Here is a 23070-nt window from a genome sequence, read left to right as displayed (position 1 = left end):
TTGCCAGTAAGTTTTTTGTTTTGGGCTTGGTTGTAATTGTTAAAATCAAGAGAGATTTTAACGCTCTAATTGTTCGAATGAGACAAATCAAGAATAGATAAGAAGCATAATTCATGTTAATCCTATCTGTAGCAAATGTTAAAAAATAGCTCAGATGAGGGCAACATGATTGATAACTCAGAACAAACCATTCATAAGCAAGAAAATACTAATTTTGCCAGAATTGAACCCTATACCCAACCCGCAGGTGGATGGGGCGCATTACTGAGTGTCGCTCGAAATCTAAAAAGGCAAGATATTTTAAAAAAAGGTTCGATTACTTTACTGAATATTAATCAACCTACAGGTTTTGATTGTCCGGGTTGTGCGTGGCCTGAAAAAAAAGATGCGCATGCTTTTAACTTTTGTGAGAATGGTGCTAAAGCCGTTGCTTTTGAAGCCACCAGTAAAACAGTGACTCCTGAATTTTTTGCACAGCATACCGTGAGTTGGCTGGCTGAACAGAATGATTTCTATCTGGAAGACCTTGGACGTTTAACTGACCCGATGCGTTATGACTCTGTGTCAGATAAATATGTGCCGATTTCTTGGGATGAAGCCTTCCAGTTGATTGCTAAACATCTACAAGCACTCGATCACCCTGATCAAGCTGCATTTTATACGTCTGGTCGTGCCAGTAACGAAGCGGCTTTTTTATATCAACTTTTTGTCAGAAGCTTCGGGACCAATAACTTTCCTGATTGTTCCAATATGTGCCACGAAACCACCAGTGTTGGCTTAAAAGATGCGATTGGTTTAGGTAAGGGCACGGTCATTTTGGATGATTTCGATCAAGCAGATGCCATTTTTAGCTTTGGGCATAATCCAGGCACCAACCATCCACGTATGTTAGCAACCTTGAGAGAGGTCTCAAGACGCGGTGGTAACATTGTTGCGATTAACCCGATCAAAGAACGTGGCCTAGAGCGTTTTCAAGACCCGCAAGCACCACTGGAAATGATGACCAATGGCAGTACGCCAATCAGCCGTTACTATTTCCAACCTAAAATTGGTGGTGACTATGCGCTGATGTTTGGGGTGATGAAGCATTTATTGGAGTGGGATAGAAAGGCACGGGCTAAAGGAAAATCAAGTGTTTTTGATCGTAGCTTCATTGAAATGAATACGATTGGTTTTGATGAGATGCTGGCTGAGATTGATGGTACGGCTTGGTCTGAAATTCATAAGCATACAGGGCTTTCACCTGAGCATTTAGAATCAATTGCCAAGATGTATTTGGAGGCAAAAACCGCCATTTTCTGTTGGGGTATGGGAATTACCCAACACAGGCATGGCACAGCCAATATTCACATGCTGGCGAATCTGATGTTAGCAAGAGGACATATCGGACGGCCAGGTTCGGGGCTTTGTCCAGTGCGTGGGCATAGCAATGTGCAGGGTGACCGTACTATGGGTATCAATGAAAACCCAAGTGATAAGCTACTCGATAGTATTGATCGCGTATTTGGCATCAAGTCGCCGCGTAAACATGGTTTTGGTGTGGTCGATACCATCAAGGCGATGTATGAAGGTGATGTAAAAGTCTTTATTGGTTTAGGCGGAAACTTTGCGGTCGCAACGCCTGATACACCTTATACTCAAGAAGCTTTACGCCGTTGTAATTTAACGGTCAATATCACGACCAAGTTGAATCGTAGCCATCTGGTGTGTGGTAAAGATGCTTTGATGCTGCCGTGTTTAGGGCGTACCGAAGTGGATATGCAGATGCATGGACCTCAAGCGATTTCAGTAGAAGATTCGATGAGTAATGTGCATCTTTCAGCGGGACGTAATCCACCAATCTCTGAAAATATCTTATCTGAGCCTGATATTGTAGCCCGTATGGCTGAAGCGGCTTTGCCTAACAGTCAAGTGAAATGGCGTTGGTATATTGAAAGTTATGATCGTATTCGTGATTCGATTGCCGATGTTTTTGATGAGTTTCATGACTTCAATCAACGGGTCTATCAACCGAATGGTTTTCATTTAGAGCATCCAGCCAATCAGCATGTCTGGAATACGCCAAGCGGTAAAGCACAATTTTTGATTACACCATTGGCTGAAGTATATGAAGATAAAGAAAATCAGTATGCCGCAGCTTATAGTGATCAACAAGTTTATACCTTGATGACCACACGTTCGCATGACCAATATAACACTACATTATATGGTTTGGATGACCGCTATCGTGGTGTATTCGGGCAACGCAGAGTGTTATTTATGAATCAGGCGGATATCGATGCAGCAGGCTTTGAGGCTGATCAGTGGGTCGATATCGAAAGTGTGTTCTCGGATGGGGTTAAACGGATTGTCCATAGTTTCCGTATCGTGCCTTATAACATCCCGCAAGGTAGTCTGGCGGCTTATTATCCTGAAACCAATCCATTGGTAGCATTGGGTAGTCATGATAAATACGCCAAAATTCCGGCATCAAAAAGCATCCCTGTGATCCTGCATGCGGGTCAGGCGCCTGAACATTTTAACTTAGCGATTGCAGTTGATCCTGAACACGCCAATGAACGCGTTAGTGGCGCATAGTTGCACGGATAGAGAAGAGGTCAATTGTGGATACCAAAACACGTGGCTATGAAACGATGCAAGTGCATCGTTTTCATCAGGATCATTCTGAAAATGATATGGATTATATCGTTCAGGAGTATCCTGTTGCACTGATTTACAATGGAATTTCCCATGCCGTGATGATGGCAACACCGTCGGACCTTGAGGTATTTGCCAAAGGTTTTAGCCTTTCGGAAGGGATATTGCATAGTCTAAGCGAGCTATATTCACTTGAGATTCGTCACAATTCATTAGGGGTTGAAGTCGATATGACGATTTCCTCTCGTGCATTTATGGCGCTCAAAGAGCATCGCCGAATGATGGTGGGACGTACAGGCTGTGGTTTGTGTGGGATTGAGAGTTTAAAGCAATTCTATTCCGAGCTGCCGTTGGTCAGTAGCAAAGTTCCATCTGTGTGGCTTAATCAAATTCCAAGTGCCATTGCTCAACTGAAAGCCAGACAAAGAATTAGTGAACTCACTGGTGGTGCACATGCTGCGGCTTGGGTGGTGAAAGGACAAATTGTGGTGCTATTTGAGGATGTCGGGCGACACAATGCCTTAGATAAATTACTCGGCCATCTGGCAGAGCAAAAGTTGAATGTTAAGGAGGGTTTTGTGGTGATGACCAGCCGTGCCAGTTATGAGCTGATTCGTAAATGCGCACAATATAATATTGGACTATTGGCAACTATTTCCGCACCAACCAGTATGGCGATTGAGATGGCAAAAAAATTAAATCTGACCTTGGCCAGTTTTTGCCGTGGTGATAGCTTTGTTTTATATACGCAATAATAGTAAAAATTTGTGATTTGCTTGATTTCTAATGCATTGATTTGTGTAGGATATGAGCATTAAGTTTTTTTATTCCCAAATATTATGAATATACCTTTAAGACCTCAACCTGTGATCAATAATCTTTCAGGTTAAAATGCTTTATTTATCGTACTTGGAATCAATACCAATCCTGATCATTCAGGAGTGATCGATTTTCTCTCTAATTTCTGAGCGTTGGTCCGCAGTCTAAGCAATCGTTTTCCAAACAGTAATTTCAGTGCTTCGGTGGGGATTGGCTCAAATGCTTGGGATTTGCTGTTTGCAGATTTAAATAAATTTTTGAGATCTGTCGATGCATAGGTTAAATGCAAGCGTAAAGAGTGGTTGGTTGATTCAATTGATCAATTATTTCGCTTCTTTTTCAACAAATGTATGAATAATAAAACGGTTTTACTATAACAGGCATCTACAGGTTTTTTACAAATGATAGTCTGTAAGAAAAAAATCACCTTTTTGTTAATTTGCGTGTTCAAGTCGATATTTTTGTAGTATTCTTTCGTGAAGATTGTCAATAAAACCGTACAATTTATCAATAAAAAATCAATTTTACATTTTTGTGGGTTATGAAACATGATAAGCCGATTCAAAAAAAGTGCTGTCTCAAAAACTTCATTTATCGCTTTATTTGGCTTGTTTATTGGATTTCATAGTTCTATTGCATTTGCTCAACCAAAAGCAGGAAGTAGTATCACCAATATTGCAAGTGGTGACTTCTATGATGAACAAGGTAATTTGCAAGTTATTAATTCAAATGCAGTTATTTTAACTGTTCAACCAATTTACTCTTTAACTTTACAAAGTAATCAACAAAATATCGGGACTATTGGAAGCAAAGTTAACTTCCCGCATGTTTTAACCAATACTGGTAACATTGTAGACGACTATAAATTAAGCCTTACTCAGTTAACGAATGATCAATTTGATCTGGAAAATATCGCAGTTTACATCGATCGGGATCAGAATGGCGAGCCTGATGATAATAATAATTTACTGAATTCAACCACAAGTTTTCGCTTAGAAGGTGGCGAGTTTGCCTCATTAATTGTCGTTGGAAGTATCCCAACCAACCTAACTGCAAATAACGTCGCTAATTTTACTTTAACAGCTACAAGCCAGCATGATAATGCAATCGCTATGACCGTAAGTGATACAGCAAAAGTTGTGGATGATGCTGTAATTCAAGTGACGAAATCACAGAATATCAGCACAGGTAAAACTGGCACGGAAATTACTTATACCTTAGCGTATACAAATACGGGTACTGCGGCAGCAAGACTCGTATTAAGAGATATATTAGCTACAGATGTAACATATAAATTGGGTAGCGGTAGTTGGGGGAATGGTTCAGGATCGTTAACTGATGCTGATGATGTTGAGACGGGTGCAAATGCGCCAATAAAATATAAAGTGAGTAATGGGCAAGTAGATGTAGAGCTTGCAAGTGTGGCAGCTTTAAGTAAAGGTACGGTGAGTTTTAAAGTCACTGTGAATGCGAATGCTGCCGAAAAAGTTGCGAATACCGCCGATTATCAACAATACAATGCATCAAATGCTATTCTGAAAAATACGCTAACCAATACTGTAATTTTTAACGTTCAGCAAACCTTAGGTGTTGTACTTAATAATAGCCCAAGTAACGCGAATGATGACGGAGAGCCAAACGGTGGCTTGAATAACTTACAAACCCAAAACAATACTTTCGGGGGTGTAGCAAAAGAAATCCAGTTTGATAATTATGTTTGGAATACAGGGCAGGCGACAGATACTTATAATTTAAGCTTCGTTAAAAGTAACGTACCAAGTTGTGCTGTAGTTCGTTTATATCATGCAGATGGTCGGACATTGCTGACAGATACTAATGGCGATGGTGTCATTGATACAGGTGGATTGGCTAACGGCACTTCAAAAAGAATTAAATTAGGGGTTTATTTCCCAGCGAATTGTACTTCTACAAGTACAATGGATTTCGACATTACCGCGACTTCCGTAACAGACACTAGTGTAAAAAATAGTACGCGTGATCGATTAGTTAATACAGTTGCTGTGGGCGAAAGCGATTTGTATAACAGTAACAATTCAGGTGTGGGAGTTGGAAACGTTACTGGTTCAGGTGGGCAAGCCTTATTGGTGAAAAATGCTGTAAAAGGTGCAACCGCTGTTTTCCCACTTGTTATTCGGAATAATAGCACGGCCTCAAATAATTATAATTTGTATGCATCGAGTACAGAGATTGACATTAATAGTATCAATACGACATTACCAACAGATTGGGTAGTGAAGTTTTATAATGGTGATGCAACATGTCAGACCTTACAAGGTGAAATTACCAGTACTGGCAACATGGCGGCTGGAACAACTAAACAGTATTGTGCCGTTGTCACTGTTCCTGCAAATACGACTTTAACAAGTTTACCAATTTGGTTTGCTATGAAATCACCGATGAATGCTCAAGGTGATAGTATTAAAGATCAAGTTGATGTAGCAGTACGCAAGTTGACTTTAGCAAATGATCAACAAGGGCGGATTAATGTCGGCGGTACGGTTGTATATCTGCATACATTAAAAAATATGGGTACATTTGTTGAAGGTGATACAAGCGGAAAAGTAAGTCTTAGCGTAGTCCCTCAAAACATTAATGATGGTTTTATTTATACTTTGTATTACGATGCCAATAATAATGGTGTATTAGATACTACAGATCCGATCGCTACTGATTTGTCTATAACAGGTGGATTAAACCCTCAAAGTTCAGTTCAACTAATTTTAAAAGTTCAAGCTCCATTAACTGCAGTAAATGGTATTTCTAGTGCAGCAAATATCGTCGTCTCTGCCACGAATACAATCCAAGGTTTAACACTTACAACAATTCAAAATACAGATTTAACAACAGTTGATCCTACGCAACTTCGTCTGACCAAAGAACAGTCTAAAGATGAAGCATGTGCACTTATGAATGTTGCCACTGCGACCTATGCAAGTAACCCATTGACGATTAAGCCAAATCAATGCGTTACCTATCGTTTAACAATTAAAAATGATGGTTCAACACCAGCAGCGAATGTTGTGATTAATGATGTTGTACCTGCTTATAGTATTTTGCGAAATGCATTGCCGCCGTCAGTGAGTAAGGGTTCTGTAGCTGTGAGTGGAGATCAAATATCTGGAAATATTGGAGCACTTGCACCACAGGAGCAAGCAGCGTTGTATTTTTCTATTCAGGTTACACCTTAAGTTAGGCGGATGCTAGAAGATGAATATAATCAATACATTAGAAAATATCCGCAATAGCAAGATCACTTTAGGGATTTTGTTGGTTACTTTGTTGGGAGTGTATCAGTCTAGCTCTGCTGCTGTTCCTACACGCCAAATCATTAGTAATATGGCGATCGGTGAGTACACTGAAGAAGGTTCAACCGTTGTTCAAGTCAGCCGTTCGAATTTAGTTCAAACAACGATTCTTCCAGTTTATTCTGTTAATTTGACGGCAAATAATACTAAAAATGTCGTAGCGGGTCAGACTGTATATTTTAACCATACTTTGACTAACACGGGTAATGAAGTCGACCAGTATACCTTTGCAGTAACAAATAATACTGGAGATAGCTATGACTACAGTAATCTATCTGTATTTTTAGATAAAGATAATGATGGCGTGCCTGATGGCGCAGCGATTACTTCTTATTCTTTAAGTGCGGGCGAGTCAGTTGGTCTTATTGTGGCGGCAAATGTACCGAGTGGTGCAACGGTTAGTCAAAATGGATCATTAACATTAACTGTAAATTCTTTAAATAGTGCATCTGGAACAAAGACCAATGTCGATACAGCAACTGTTACGAATCAGTCTGCTTTAGTTGTTCGTAAAAAGTTTTCTCAAACAAGCGTGGCAAATGGAGACGTTGTTACCGTTCGTTTAGATTATCAAAATTTAGGTAGTACAGCGACAGGCTCTGTAACTTTAACAGATACACTCAATTCAAGTTTGGTTTATCAACTAAATGCTGGTGAGAATTGGAACGGTACAACTGTAAATCCAAGTACTGGGAGTAACGATCCAGCAGGAATCAATTACAGTGTGACATCAAATACTGTAACTGCAGTCATTAGCTCAGTACCAGCAAATACAACTGGCTATATTGAATTTAAAGTTAAAGTAAATAAAACAACTGCTGGACCAATTAATAATACCGTTAATTTTGGGTATGATCATGATAATAATACAACAACAGCAAATATATCTGATCTCAGTAACATAGCTGTACTTAATGTTGCTTCAATTTATGCTGTCAAAATTAATGGTAGTGCAACTGATGCAAACAATAGTGCTACGGTTTTTGCTTCTGCTGCGGCTCAAGGTGGGGAGCTTAGCTTTAATAACTATGTTTGGAATAATGGTAATAATACTGATGTATTTAATGTAACAATGACAGGTAGTACATTTCCGACAGGTAGCCAAATTGAATTTTATCGTGCAGATGGCGTAACCCCATTATTAGATAGCAATGGAGATGGTATTCCTGATACAGGTTTATTATCCGCAGGCGTAAATTTACCAATCGTTGTTAAAGTACGTTTACCTAGTAGTTATGCTGTAACGACTGATACGACATTCGAAGTTTTACCTCAAGCTCAGTCTTTAGGTGATATTAGCAAAACGAGTTTGATTAAAGATCAGGGTAATTTACTTGCCACAACGGTAGCACGTTTAGTTGATTTGACGAATAGTCCTGAAAATAATGGTTCGGGTAATGGGAATGTTGATAATGCTGGTAATCCGTGGAAAATCGTGATTGCCGCAACAAGTACCAATCCTGTTGCCGGTGGGCAAGCAATATTTCCATTAAAAGTGAGCCATATTGGTATTGGAACTGAATATTTACTTAGTGCGAACTCGACGAGTAATTTTACAAGCTTAACTTTGCCTAATGGTGTGAACCGTGTTCGTTTTTATGTTTCTGGAAATGGTTCAAACTGTAGTGTCATGGGTAGCGAAACAGGTAAAACCATCTATCTGAATAATGGTGAAAGTCAGTTAATCTGTGCTGTTGTTGAAGTGGATCAATTGAACAGTAGTGTAACTACACCGATCTATTTCCGCGCTCTTTCTACAAGTTTTGTAAGTGGTAATAATAGTAGTAATCCGAGCCAAGATATTATTATGGATGCGATTACTATTCAAAGTGTCAATTCTGTAGCTAAAGTAGAATTCACTCCAAATTCTCGTGGACAAGTCTCGCCATTAGGCACCGTCATTTATAGTCATCTTTTAATCAATAATACTGATGTTGATTTTACAGGGAACTATAGTTTTCTTTCGAATAACGATCAGGTTGAGTTTAACAGCACTCTTTTCTATGACGTAAATGGAAATGGTGTTTTTGATGCTGGGGATTTGGTGATGAGAAGTTTAGCTGACTTGCCGGGTGGAAAATTAGCAGCACATACACAAGTCAAATTATTGCTTCAGGTTAAAAATCTTGTAGCAAATAATATTGCCCAAGCGAATACCACCACGATTAATTTAACGAATAATGCTAATGGTCAAGTTTTGGCATCAATTACTGATGTAACTACAGTGAATCAGAGACAATTGAAGTTGAGTAAGTTGCAAGCACGTGATTTTGATTGTAATGGCACAGCTGATGAGTCCTATACAACAAATAGTCTCAATATCGGTAAACAAGCAAATGGCCAAGGTCAATGTGTTTTGTATAAGGTGATTTTAACCAATACAAGTGCGACTGCTATGAGTACTGCATTTACCTTTAGAGACATGACGCCTGCCTATACAGTTTTATCTCAATCACCTATCTGCACATCATGTAGTAGTATGACTGCTCCCTCAGTCGGTAATGCTGGTGCGGTTTCAGGAACATTAAATAGTGTAGCTGCAAACCAAAGTTACGAATTTAGTTTTGGGGTGCGCTATGTGGGTCAGTAAGCAAAAAATGAAAAAGAATATCTCTAATTACAGCATGATGAATCATAAAGTTAGTTATATATATACTTTGGTTTTGTTTATCTTAACTTGTTTGATGTGTAGTCAAGCTGTATTGGCTGCACCGCCAACGATTGAGATTTTTGGAAACTCAGGTTCAGGAAATGGGCCAACACAAGGTCCTGTAACGCATACTTTTAAGTTAAATACAAATAACCCAACTGATAATGTAGGCACAACATATGCTCCGACTACTACAGTTACTTATACTGTGACAAATTCATTAGCTACAGCAGCTGACCCGGATATAGTTATGGGGGGAACGCTAGATACTAGTTCAGGAGTAATATCTACAAGTTCTGTTCTTAAAGATTTAAATGCAATTGGTGGTGGCGGAAATACTATGTTTGCAGCTTCCCTGCAAAATGCACCAACAAGTTGTAGTAATGGTATGGATAAAGTTGCATGTGCAAGCACAAATGGTGGAATTGAGGTAACAGCCAATCAGGGCGTGGCAATGATTGTAAAGACCAAATCATTAAGAGATGTGACAAATGCATATAAAGGTCGAGTAAAAATTGGAGCAATCAAAATAGTATTTAATCGTCCTGTAAATAATCCTATTTTACAAGCATCGGGGATGGGAGCTGGAACAGATAATGCAACAGCAAATAATGATTTAGGTTTTTCTGCCGAATTTACATTAACAACTAGTAATACTCCAGTTATATTGCAACGGATTGCAGGAAATAAAAATTTTGCTGTGAATGGCAATAATATTATTAATACCGCAGATAAAATTACATCACAATCAACTCTTAATGGTGCAAGTGGTAGCGTGTATATCAAAGGTAAAGCTATTACGGAATTAAATTTTGATATTTATGTTCGTGGAGATGGTGATAAGCGGACATCTGCTCCAAATTACTTATTAACAACAGGCGATGCTTTTTTCTTTGGTATGTCCAGTATGGACGCTGATAGTGATGTCACCTTGGTTAAAAAACAACGTGTAGGCAACACAAGCACATTTGTATCAACTCAGTTGAACAATGTGCCTCTCGGTTCATTAATGCAATATCAATTGGAAATTACCAACAATACGCCATCAGGTGCAACATTGGGTGGCACAGTTGTAAATTTACCTTTTAATGACACACTCCCAGTCAGTTTAAAAAATGTTTCTATTGTCGGAACACCAGCTACGACACAAGGTACAGGAGGTTCAAGCCCTCTTACTACCTCCTGTACTCCTACATTAACAGGCGATAATACCGCAGGCTGGAAAGTCTCTGGGCTATTTACGGGAGCAACAACTGCAACCTGTATAATCACGATTCAGGGTACAGCAACCGCAGCAGGTACGTTAACCAATACAGCAACAATAGAGTCAACCTCATCGAATGCGCCTGTCAGTAGTTCAGTCAATGCGATCATTGTAGCCCCGACACCTGATCCAGCGGTTAAGGAAGCTCGTTTTACAATTACTCCTGATTTACCCACGATTGTACGAGGACGAGTTGGTACACAAACCATCAATATTAAAAATGAAGGGCCGAACGATGCAACCAATGCCATCGCAACCTATATTGCCGCACCACAAACTGGTGTGACAGTAACGGGTGTAAGTGTTGTCGGTGGGGGGGTGTGTGCCCAAAGTGGTAGCAACTGGACATGCCCTTTAGGGAGCGTGGCGAATGGAGCTACAAAACAATTATCTGTGAGTTACAGCACAACAGCGGCTTCCTCTACAGGTACTGCTCAGCAAGCGACCGTTAAAGTTTCGAGTGATGAGTTTAACCCGGGTAGCGGCGCAGGCGAAACACTGTATAAGGTTTGGGGTAGCAACCAGCAAAATGAGTCAACAACCAATGGTGCCTTTTGGGTGGGTTATGAAGGAACTGGGGGAAGTACGCCTGTAGGCAGTAATGTAAATCAGGGAAGTTCACTTGCAGCAGCTTGGCCTCCAAGCCAAGCTAGCCCGACGGGTGCTTATCTTTCCTATGGTGGGCCAGCACTCGGCGACTCAGTTTATTTGGCATCCAGCAGCACCGCTGCACCCATGATCCAACGCATTATTGGCAATATGGGGGCAGCTGCTGAAAGAACGGTATCACTCCCTACAATGCAGACTGCCGATAACCGCCGTGCTTGGGAATTTACCACAGGGGTCTATATTCCGAGTTCGCAAACATTAACAGTTTGTACTGGAAATACGAGTGTTGGCGTGGATGATGGCGCATATATTATGGTGGATGGTAATGTCGTGGCGAGCACAAACGGATGGGCACCAGGTGGTGTAACTGTTACCACAGCTTCCGCCTTCAGTGCTGGTTATCATCGCATTAGCTATCGTATCGTCAATCGTAATACCTACAATTTATCAGGGTCGGATGCAGAAAACTCCGCAGGTGGTTATGGACCAATTGGTTTGTCTTTAAGTGGGAATTGTTCGACTGCAAACTATGACACAGTCACAGGTACAGGTGTTCCTGTCAGTATTAACATTATAGATGGTGCAAAAATTAAAATTGCTAAAAACTCTGTGAATGGGACGGGTACGTTTAACTATATTAATCTTAGCAATCTTGTAAATAGTACAACAGCAGTTACCACGGATTCTGTAACTACAGTCACAGCAGGAACCACAGCAACCTCTGCACAACAGCTTTGGGCGCAAACATTGAATACAGATGTTTCTTTTACAGAAAGTGCTTTAGCAGGATATGTTTTATCAGGTGTTAGCTGTGTAGATGCAAATAGCGGTGTAACAGGGAATACAGGTACTTTTTGGACGCGTGTAAATAATATTGTGACGATTCCCGCTGTTCGCATAAAAGAGGGCGCCGATATTACTTGTACGTTTACAAATACGAAGCTTATTTACGTTGATATTACTGGACGAGTATTTGTTGATAATAGCGGAACAACGCTAGATGCGAGTAAAGCATATAATGGCATACAAGATGCAGGTGAAGTTGGGATTGCAAATAGCAAAATTCGTTTGATTAACTGTAATACTACTACACAACTAGCTTCAACAGTGACAAGTGCAAATGGTGATTATGCTTTCTCAATTGAACAAAGCTTGTTGCCATCATCATTTTGTATTGTTCAGCAGAATTTACCTGAATATATTTCTGTCAGTGGCGCAACGGGCTACACCCGTTCATCAGATACAATTGCTTTAACCAAGACAAGTGCGACAAGCTATGCAGCAAATAATTTTGGTGATGTGATTGTTAATGTTGTGTTGAATGAAGATGGGCAGCATACAGCTATTGCTGGAGATGTCACGGACTATCCTCACCGTTTAAGCACACAAATTCCAGTTCAACTCACTCAATTAGTACAGACTCAGACTCAGCGACCAAATGCTAGCGCCGATCAACCTTGGCAAGCATTGGTTTATCGAGATACGAACTGTAATGGTCAAGTAGATATGGGTGAAGTTGTATTTAACCCAACTGCTGCAAGTACTGTTCTATTACAGCCAGGTGCTGATATTTGTTTAGTACAGCGAGTTCATGTGCCAACTAATGTTGTTGCGGGCGCACAACATATTGGAACTCTTCAAGCAAACTATCAATTTGCTCTGACAAATCCATCACAAACGATTCCAGGGCAAACGCTTAAACGTCAGGATGTGACACTAATTGGCAGTGCTGGTTTGACACTGACAAAAAAGGTACGTACAGTAAGCAGTTGTCCATCTACTTCTTCCGATACAAATCCATTTGTCATCACGAATCAAGCTGCTAAGCAGAATAATTTAGAATATGAGATCACCTATAAAAATAACAGTACCAAGAAATTACAGAACGTAAAAGTGAAGGATAGTTTACCAATTGGTACCAATTTTGGTAGTGTAAGTTGTGGACTGACACCAAGTGGAAATACTTGTAATACAAGCGCTTCTGGTTCTTCTCTTGAGTGGGGGTTGACTGGGTCATTAAATCCATCAGCTTCAGGTACTCTGAGATTTTGTGTGTCTCAACAGTAAATAATAGATAAAGTATGTCGAAAATATTATTTACTTGGCATACTTTGTGCTGATAGCTGGTATAGAGTTTTTCAATTGTTTGAACCAGTAGATGTTTTTTTACAAAAAAAGTGATTTTTTTCAACAAAAATACATAAAAGTATTGTATTTTAGTAATGTTAAAAATTATTTTGAACTTTGTCTATAGAATAGAATATGTTCAGAAGTTTAGGATGTTGAGTGTGGAAACAATAAACATGCATTTAAAAGATAATTGGAAAAAAGGTTTACTTGGTGCAGCTAGTTTGGTTTTGGCGGTTAGTGTTTCTGCTGAAACTAAAGTTGCAAAAGATCCTGTATCCGTAGAATTAAAAACCTATCTCATTAGTGTAAGCACAGATGGGAAGCCAGTAGCTAAGTTAGTCAATAAAGTGAAGCCAAATGATGTAATTGAGTATCGTGCAACGTATACAAATAATACATCAGGAAAAATTAAAAACTTAGCTGCGACGTTACCAATACCCGTAGAAACTTTATTTTTGGCGAAATCTGAGCCAGAAAACGCGCAAGCAAGTACAGACGGTACAAATTTTGCCCCGATGCCTTTAAAACGCAAAGAGGGTAATCAAATGGTGAATGTTCCACTGAAAGATTATCGTGCATTACGTTGGACGATCGCAGAACTTCCGGCTGGGAAATCTGTAACGGTATCAGCACAAACGCGTATTAACAGTGACAAAACCAAAAATTAAACAAACTGACATTGAATATTCAACAGGGGTAAGTTCCGAATGTCAAATCAAACTCAACGTTTAAAACTCACGCAATTAGCAGCGTCTATTGCATTTGTCGCAGGTGGTGCCGCTTTCGTTCCTTCAGCGCACGCAGCAGCTCCTAGTGCAGGCACTAACATTAGTAACATTGCATCTGCAAGCTATACGGACAGCAATGGTTCTAGTAAAACCGTTACATCAAATGTAGTAACAACTACAGTTTTACAAGTGGCTAGTTTTACTTTGATTGCAGATCAAACTAAAACTGCTAACGCAAATGGTCAGGTTTCGTTGTCTCATACATTAACAAATACGGGTAATGGTAGTGATACTTTTAACGTAGCTGTTGTCAATAATGATACACGTGATAACACGACAGATAATTACGATTTCAGTGGTTTAAACGTTTATCTTGATGCCAACAAAGATGGTGTTCCAGATAGCCAAACTCCTGTAACAAGCGTAACTTTAGCAGCAGGCCAATCTGTTAACTTGATCGTGCAAGCAACAACAGCAAGCAACAACGTTACTGCTGGTGATCTTGGTAAGTTAACGGTTTCAGCAATCAGTGGTTTTGATACAAGTGTAACTGCTAAAAACGTAGATACAGTTAAGATTACCAATGGCGCTGTAATTAGTTTATTAAAATCTGCAAGTGTTAGTAATGTGGATGCAACTTCATCAAGCCCTGCAGCACGTGAAGTTGAATATACTTTAGCTTATCAAAATACGGGTAACACGACTGCAACTAACGTTACGATTACAGACGTACTTCCAGCTGGTTTAACTTATGTTACTGGTTCTGCTACTGTAAATGGTACTGCTGTAAGTGATGCAGCTGATGCTGATGGATATAACTTCACTTCAGGAACAGCGACATTAGTTATTCCTGCTGTTGCAGCTAACAGTACTGGTGTATTGAAATTTAAAGTTCAAGTGGTTCAAAATACTCCAGCCGGTATCATTAGAAACATTGCTGAAGTTGATCCAGATGGTCCAGGTACAGAAGGCAAAACACCTTCGAACCCGAACGATGTAACTGTATTAGGTGTTAAAAAGGGTACTATTAACGATAGTGCGACCGATGCTTTTGCTGATGGACAATCAACAACAACTCCAACACCTGATGTCATTACTAAGTCAACAACTCAAGGTACTCCAGTTACCTTCGGTGTTACTGCGGGTGGTGGTGAGCCAATCGTAATCCATAACACTGGTAATGTTACAGAAGCATTCAACATCACGGTAAACAAAAACTCTTTACCTACTGGTAGCATTGTTGAATTATTCAAAGCTGATGGTGTAACGCCATTAACTGATACGAATGGTGATGGTGTTGTTGATACTGGACCTATTGCAAGTGGTGCAACTTATCAGATTATTTCAAAAGTAACGCTACCTTCTAGCTATTTTACACCTACACCAGCGCCTGTCACACCAATTAACGCAATTTTAACATCTGCACCTGTAACTAATTCGTCAGCTACAGATACTATTAAATTAGTTATTGATCAAGTAGTTGCGTCTACAGTGGATTTGCACAATGGCGATCTAACAGATAGTACTGGAGCTATTGCTGGTGCATCTGGTAAAGATACAGGTCAATTTATTGATACTAAATCAACTAAACCTGGTCAAGCAACTAACTTCCCATTAACTATTGATAATAAAGGTGCAACTGGAGATAACTATAATTTATCTACATCACCGACATTACCAACGGGTTGGACAGTTCAATATTACTTAGCTGACGGTGCAGGTAATCCAACAGGTGCTCCAATCACGAATACGGGTAATATACCAAGTGGCGGTAGTGTTCAACTTGTTGCAGTTGTAACACCTCCTGCAAATGCTCCAGCTGGTGATCAAGAAGTTATCTTTAAAGTGGCTTCGCCTGCTACTGGCTTAACAGATGTAATGTCTGATCGTGTAACAGTCGAAACTAATCGTATCCTTAGCTTGCAAAATGACCGTACTGGTCAAGTTGCACCAGGTGGTACGGTTGTTTACAAGCATACCTTAACCAACAACGGTAACATTGTTGAAGGTGCTGCAGCGAATACATTACCTTTCACATTAACCAACGACCAAGCTGCAAATGGTTGGGTAACAACCTTATATGTGGATTCGAATAACGATGGTATAGCTGATTCTGGTGAATTAGTCACAGGTAGTGATCTTGCAGTGAAAACTGGAAGTATTGCTCGTGGTGCATCTGTTAACTTACTCATCAAAGTTCAAGCTCCAACAAATGCAACTGCTGGAACACCAAGTTCAGTTGTATTGACGATCAAACCAACAGTTGTTGGTGGTCAGTCTGTTGCTGATCTAGTGAACACTGACTTAACGACTGTAACAAGTGGTCAAGTGCGTTTAGTGAAAGAGCAATCTTTAGCAAACTGTTTAACAGGTGCTGCGGGTACTTATACTCAAAATACAGTTTCTGCTAAACCAGGCGAGTGTGTGAAGTATAGAATTACTGCAACGAATGAAGGTAATGCTGACGTAACTAATGTTGTGATTAGCGATGCTACACCTGCATATACAACGTTGAAAGTGATTGCAAGTGCATCTCCAGTAGCTACAAATGCGACATTAAGTACTTCAACTGCTGCATTAACTGATGGTTCAACAGGTACTATCGCTGCTGAGAAAACACCTCTTGTACCTAATACAAGTGCGGTATTAGAGTTTGTAATCAAAGTAAATAATTAATATTCATTAAGTAATTTCGATTGCTCAAAATGAATTGATTAAATATGTGGGCATTTGCGCAAAGCAGGTGTCCACAATAATAATTTTAAAGTTTTTCATTTAGACTATTTAGTTGAAGGGTAGAGCGCTGTGCTACAACAGAAGCAAATCCGTGTAAGTCGAAACATGTCTTTCATGTTATCAACGTTGACAATATCTATATTGTCTGCGCAGTATGGTCATGCCGCGAATATTCCTGATGTAGGTAGTAAAATCAAAAACGTTGCTTACGCAACTTTTACAGTAGCAAATGGTAAAGAACAACAATCAGTTTCTAATACAGTCGAAGTTAATGTTTCAGCTTTGTACGCTATTACTTTAACTACACCGCCAGTACTCGATGTCGAACCTAGTGTGCGAGTAATATGGGCCAATACTTTATCGAATAATAGTAATGCACCTGTTAATGTTCAGCTAGAAGCATTAACAATTAATGAATTAAATAATATTAAAATCTACATAGATAGCAACAAAGATGGTCAATTTGATACGAATGATCAACAGTTAACAACTAATGTAGCTTTACAAATTGGCCAAAGTGTCAATTTGTGGGTTGTTGCTACCACAAGTTCAAATTTAACAGAAGGTCAGCAATTTAATTTACCAATTAAAGCAACAGTTGTTGAAGATACAACAGCAATTGCAATCGCTACAGATAGTGCAATTAGCTATGGTGCAAAATTAGTTGCAACTAAAGAAGTACAACAAAAAACTTTTGAGCCTTCTGCAAGTGCAAATTATGACTTAAATTACACGCTCAATATTAGCAATGAAGGTAAGAAGCCAGCTAGACCAACTGATGTCATGGTGGATGGTCAAACACAAAAAATGGTTTTGTTGGTTGATGATTTACCACCTAATACAACATTTAAATCTGCTTTAGTAAAAAATACTCAAGCAAAAATTTTATACAAGCTTGCCAATAATAGTTATAGCACTATTGCTCCAAGTGACATTACACAGATCAACCAGCTTGTTGTCGGTTTTCCACAAATTGCTGCAAATACATCTGAGCAAGTTGATCTTGTTGTTAGTATGAACCGCAATATTGCAAAAACCACAGTAAAAAATACTTATAAAGTTTCGTATGCTGTCACTGATAGTCAGAAAGATGTGTTATCAAACGTTGCATCTACTTTAGTTAGCGGCTCAGCAGATATTACAAATAATTCAAGTGATTTTAAGAATATTTTGGCAACTGGTAGTGTAAATAAGCCACTGAATATAGAAGCTAAAAATGCAAGTTGTAATGCTGATCGTTATATTCCAGATCGTGTGAAAATTAGAATTAAATCTACAAAAACAGATGATTTAGAAGAAGTTGTTGGTATTGAAACTGGACCAAATACAGGTGTATTCCACTATACATTACCAACAACTCTTTCAGATAAAGGCATTCGATATGATGCAGTTTTGCAGACACTTAAACGTGATAAAGTTGATATTAGTTTAACGGATTGTTTGGATGCGCAAGGCCAATCTACAGGAACAATTACCGACATTAATACAAGTGTGTTAATCGATCCGTATGGTACAGTATTTGATGCTAAAACGGGTTTACCTGTAGCCGGTGCTACAGTTACTTTATTGGATCAAAATGGTCAACCAATTGGTGATAATGTAGCATTTGAAATTGATCCTCAAACAGGTGATAAGATTTCTATTCCTGCAAAACAAGTGACCAATAGTGCTGGTGAATTTATCTATCCACTGGTGAAAGCAGGTACATATAGTTTTATTGTAGACACAAACACTATCCCGGGTGACAAACGTTATACTTTTATTAGTGATCGCAAGGTATATTCAAGTTTCCCAGCAGATAAAGCGGTTGATTTAAAGTGGTCTTATGCAGGACAGTTCACATTAAATAATGGTGACCCTGCACTCAATATTGATATTCCAATTGACCCTGAAGTGGATAATACGAATTCATCTTTATTTGTAAAAAAAGTTGCTTCAAATAAAACTGCTGAAATTGGTGAATTCGAAGAATATACGGTGAATGTTGCAAATCGTGGAACGGCAGATTCAACGAATGTTTCGATTACAGATACACTTCCTCGAGGCTTTATTTATGTTCAAGGCTCAATGCGTGTTGATGGTAAAAAGGTAGAAGATCCATTAGGTGGTAAGGGACCTTATTTAACACTTGGACTAGGTACACTCACTCCAAATAAAGAAGTTAAAGTACAGTATCGCGTTTATATTGGACCAAATGCACTCAATGGTGATGGTATTAACCGTGTTCGTGCCAAAGATGCGAAAGGTATTGAGTCTAATGAAGCATCAGCAAAAGTAGAAGTTACGCCTGGTATGATGATGTCTGAGGGTTTTATCGTAGGTAAAATCTTCACCGACTGTAATCGGAATGGCGTCCAAGATGCTGGTGAAATAGGTGTTCCTGGTGTTCGTATTTATCTTGAAGATGGTAGTTATGTTATTACTGATAGCGAAGGTAAGTATGATTTCTATGGAATTAGTGCAAAAACGCATGTTTTAAAAGTCGATCGTACAAGTTTACCAATTGGTTCTGAATTAGTATTAATAAATAATCGCCAAGCAGGTGATCCAAATAGCCGTTTTGTCGATTTAAAACGTGGTGAATTGCATCGTGCCGATTTCGCGATAGCTGAAGGTGTTGGTCAATGTTCAGAATCTTTAATTGAACGGGTGCTAGAGCGTAAAAAACGTATTGAACAAGATAATACAAATTTAGAGCAAATATTACGTTCTGATTTAACGATTGATCCAATTTTTTCTAAAGTTACGGATGTTCGTGGACAGCCATCGAGTGGCTGTATTTCAGCCGTTGGAGTTCAGGCAAATTGTAATCTTGATTTTTCAAAAGAACAAATTAAAGAAATCAAGCAAATACAATTTGAACCCGAAAAGTCTGGTGTTCAAGCATCTAGCGCTTTACCAAGTTCTTCAACTCTTGCTATGCCAAATGAAGAGTCTGTAGATACTGTTAATTCTGCCAAAATGATTAATCTTGAAGCAGCTTTAGAAACAGCTGTAAATAATCAACTAGAAATTTTAAATCTTAAAGATGGGCAAGTATTGCCTTATCCTCAGACCTCCATTCAAGTTAAAGGCGCAGCAGGCACTCAGCTTGAGCTCTGGGTAAATGGCACACAGGTTTCTGAGAAACGCATTGGTAAACGTGCTGTATTGCCGAACATGCAGGTTGCAGGTTTAGACTTTATTGGTGTTGATTTAAGTACGGGTCACAACACGATAGAAGTACGTCAAGTAGATATGATGGGCAATACTCGAGACATTAAACGTATTAATGTTATTGCACCTGATCAGTTAGATAAGTTACAACTTGAGCCGAGTAAAACGATTCCACAGGCAAATGGACGCGATCGTTTTAATGTTAATTTAAAAATTGTCGATCGACATGGTACGCTTGTATCAAACCGTACACCTATCACATTAGATAGTTCAATCGGTAAGATTGACTTAGTAGACTTAGATCCAAAACAGTCAGGTATTCAAGTATTCGTTGAAGGTGGAACTTTACTTGTTCCAATTCAAGCGCCAATTGAAGCCGGTGAAGGAACATTATCAGTTGAAAGTGGTATCTTCCACTCAAGCACACCTATTCGTTTCTTACCTGATTTAAGACCGATTATCGCTGTAGGTATGGTTGAAGGTTCTTTTAATTTTAAAAAGTTTGACCCTAAAGAATTGAGTGGTATTAATTCAAATGATGGTTTTGAAGAAGAATTAAATGAGATTTCAGCTTCAAAAGACGGTAAGCGCAATATAACGGGTCGTGCTGCATTATTTTTGAAAGGTAAGGTAAAAGGTGAATACCTGCTTACACTTGCATATGATTCAGATAAAGATAAAAACCAAAGATTATTCCGTGATATTCGTCCAGATGAATATTACCCAGTTTATGGTGACTCTGCTGCCAAAGGCTTTGATGCTCAATCTACTAGTAAATTGTATGTTCGTGTCGATAAAGGACGTTCATATGCAATGTATGGTGACTACGTAACACGTACTGAAAATGATGAGGGCTTATCTTTAGGTCAATACAACCGTTCATTGACAGGTGTTCGTAGTACAATAGAAGCTGATAAATATAAAGTTACTGCGTTTGCTGCACAGACAAATACACAGCAAGTTGTGAATGAACAACGTGCTATGGGTATTTCAGGTCCTTATAGTTTAGGCAATGGTGTCAATGCGCAAGACGTGCGTGAAAACAGTGAAAAAGTAGAAGTTATTACGCGTGATCGTAATAATTCGGGTTTAATTATTGCACGTACAAGTTTGACTCGTTTTACTGATTATGAGATTGATACTTTCAGTAATAGTATTTATTTGAAAGATCCAGTTCCAAGTGTTGATGCTGACTTAAACCCAGTATATTTACGAATTACAGTTGAATCTGATCAAGGTGGTGAAGAATATACGGTTGGTGGTGTGTCTGGTTCTGTAAAAGTCACCGATAAAGTTAAAGTAGGTGGTTCTTATGTGAAGAGTAATAACCCACTAACTCAAGATCAGTTAGCAAGTGTGAATACTGTCGTTAAATTTGCGAATGATAAAGGTAAATTCATTGCTGAGTTTGCTCGTTCAGAGAATATTACTGATGACTTAAATTCATCGACGTCAGGAAATGTGAAACCAGATGCAACTGGTAAGTTATCGGGTGATGCTGCACGAGTTGAATTAAACTATTCTTATAAAGACTTGGAGATGAAAGTTTATCATAACCAAGCTGATAGAGAATTTTATAATACAGCGGCACCTATTACTGCTGGTCGTAAAGAGAGTGGCATTAAGGGACGTGTACAATTAAATAAAATCGGCTTAGCTAAGCTTGAAGCGATTCGCACAGAAGATCAGTTAAGTGGCGTAAATCAAGGTGTATCAGCAAGTATTGAACGGGCAATTAACCGTATTTTGGCTGTAGAACTTGGTTTAAAGTATTATGATGAGTCATCTAATTCAGCAACACTGAATACAACACAAGTTGCACCATATCATGGTGTCACAGTTCGCTCTAAATTAATCAGTCAACTACCTTGGCAAGGTTCGAATGTCTTTGCTGAATATGAGCAAGACATTTCTGAAGCGGGTCGTCGTATTTTCGCGTTGGGTGCAAATTATCAAATTAATTCCAAACTCCGTGCTTATGGTCGTCACGAATTAGTTTCAAGCATTGGTGGTCTTTATGATCTGAATAGTAATCAACGCCGCAATGTAACAGTATTCGGTCTTGATAGTAAATATAACAATAATGGAACAGCCTTCAGTGAATATCGTGTTCGGGATGGTATTAGTGCGAGAGAGGCTGAGGCAGCAATTGGTTTACGTAATCGTTGGGAACTTGAAAAAGGTTTTTATGCCAATACGAGTTTTGAGCAAACTAAATCATTATCAAATGCCAATAACTCAAATTCTGATAGCACAGCAGCATCTTTAGGTATTGAATATTTAAAGAATCCTAACTGGAAAGCTGTTGCTCGCATTGAAGCTCGTTGGACAGATCAATCAGATACGATATTGAACAATTTAGGCGTTGCTTATAAATATTCGGATGATGTGACATTATTGGCAAAAAATGTTGTTAGCCTAACAGATAGCAAAAATGAGAGTAGCGGTGATCGTTTAGTGGATCGCTTCCAATTAGGATTGGCTTATCGTGATACAGAACACAATCGTTTTGATGCACTAGCTAAAGTTGAATATCGTTATGATGATAATAAAACTGATTTAAACAATCCGTATCTTAAACATGTTTATATTTTCTCGAACCATTTAAATTATCATCCAACACGTGATTTTACCTTGTCGGGTCAATATGCGGTGAAAAATGTGCAGGCTACATTCTCTGGTTTAGAGTCTACAGGTATGACACACATGTTCAGTGCAAGAGCTATATATGACATCAATGAAAGATGGGATGCAGGAATACACACAGGTGTATTATGGTCTGATATGAGTTCAGGGCGTCGAGTTCTCGTGGGTGGTGAGGTTGGGTATCTCGTTGCAGCAAATTTATGGTTGTCAGGTGGCTATAACTTCTCAGGTTATAAAGATGATGATCTGGTAGATAGTGATACTACAATTCAGGGCGCTTATGTTCGTTTTAGATTCAAATTCGATGAGAATCTATTTGCTGGTAATAACGCTGGAATAAATGCTTCGAGAGAACCATAAACATGAAAT

The 23070-nt window shown here is 39.0% G+C and carries 8 protein-coding genes and 1 pseudogene; all 9 read left to right on the top strand.

The window, feature by feature from the left end:
- The first annotated feature begins 168 nt into the window (after positions 1–168).
- Positions 169–2577: an FdhF/YdeP family oxidoreductase gene (locus tag CDG56_RS08030; RefSeq protein WP_171295130.1), complete on the top strand. Its 2409-nt coding sequence runs from the start codon at positions 169–171 to the stop codon at positions 2575–2577.
- Positions 2578–2603: 26 nt separating this feature from the next.
- Positions 2604–3392, top strand: a complete 789-nt coding sequence (gene fdhD, locus CDG56_RS08025; protein ID WP_087547532.1) for a formate dehydrogenase accessory sulfurtransferase FdhD — start codon at positions 2604–2606, stop codon at positions 3390–3392.
- A gap of 84 nt (positions 3393–3476) precedes the next feature.
- Positions 3477–3710 (top strand): annotated as a pseudogene (locus tag CDG56_RS08020) (peroxidase); the annotation flags it as partial.
- A gap of 294 nt (positions 3711–4004) precedes the next feature.
- Positions 4005–6665 (top strand): DUF11 domain-containing protein, encoded by a 2661-nt coding sequence (locus tag CDG56_RS08010; protein WP_087547530.1) that lies wholly within the window; start codon positions 4005–4007, stop codon positions 6663–6665.
- A 19-nt stretch (positions 6666–6684) separates the two neighbouring features.
- A complete protein-coding gene (locus tag CDG56_RS08005) occupies positions 6685–9372 on the top strand; it encodes a hypothetical protein (protein WP_087547529.1) in 2688 nt (895 codons plus the stop codon).
- Complete coding sequence (locus CDG56_RS08000) at positions 9359–13372, top strand: SdrD B-like domain-containing protein (protein WP_087547528.1); 4014 nt, start codon at positions 9359–9361, stop codon at positions 13370–13372. The genes CDG56_RS08005 and CDG56_RS08000 overlap by 14 nt, the downstream gene beginning before the upstream one ends.
- 236 nt (positions 13373–13608) lie before the next feature.
- Positions 13609–14103, top strand: coding sequence for a hypothetical protein (locus CDG56_RS07995; protein ID WP_087536132.1), 495 nt, complete (start codon positions 13609–13611; stop codon positions 14101–14103).
- Between the two features lie 39 nt (positions 14104–14142).
- Positions 14143–16839 carry a beta strand repeat-containing protein gene (locus CDG56_RS07990; RefSeq protein WP_087547527.1) on the top strand — a complete coding sequence of 899 codons (2697 nt, stop codon included), beginning with the start codon at positions 14143–14145 and terminating at the stop codon, positions 16837–16839.
- A 129-nt stretch (positions 16840–16968) separates the two neighbouring features.
- The gene (locus CDG56_RS07985; RefSeq protein ID WP_087547526.1) at positions 16969–23061 is read left to right on the top strand and encodes an SdrD B-like domain-containing protein; all 6093 of its coding nucleotides are present in this window, start codon (positions 16969–16971) and stop codon (positions 23059–23061) included.
- The last annotated feature ends 9 nt before the right edge of the window (positions 23062–23070 follow it).

The organism is Acinetobacter sp. WCHA39 (assembly GCF_002165385.1).
Lineage (GTDB): Bacteria > Pseudomonadota > Gammaproteobacteria > Pseudomonadales > Moraxellaceae > Acinetobacter.
The sequence above is the reverse complement of the archived record's forward strand: the minus strand, read 5'-3'. Positions and strand labels throughout refer to the sequence as shown.

Bases quoted from the DNA above. Each gene is read 5' to 3' on its own strand.
- CDG56_RS08010 (WP_087547530.1), top strand. From the start codon at position 4,005: ATGATAAGCCGATTCAAAAAAAGTGCTGTCTCAAAAACTTCATTTATC.
- CDG56_RS08005 (WP_087547529.1), top strand. From the start codon at position 6,685: ATGAATATAATCAATACATTAGAAAATATCCGCAATAGCAAGATCACT.
- CDG56_RS08000 (WP_087547528.1), top strand. From the start codon at position 9,359: ATGTGGGTCAGTAAGCAAAAAATGAAAAAGAATATCTCTAATTACAGC.
- CDG56_RS07995 (WP_087536132.1), top strand. From the start codon at position 13,609: ATGCATTTAAAAGATAATTGGAAAAAAGGTTTACTTGGTGCAGCTAGT.
- CDG56_RS07990 (WP_087547527.1), top strand. From the start codon at position 14,143: ATGTCAAATCAAACTCAACGTTTAAAACTCACGCAATTAGCAGCGTCT.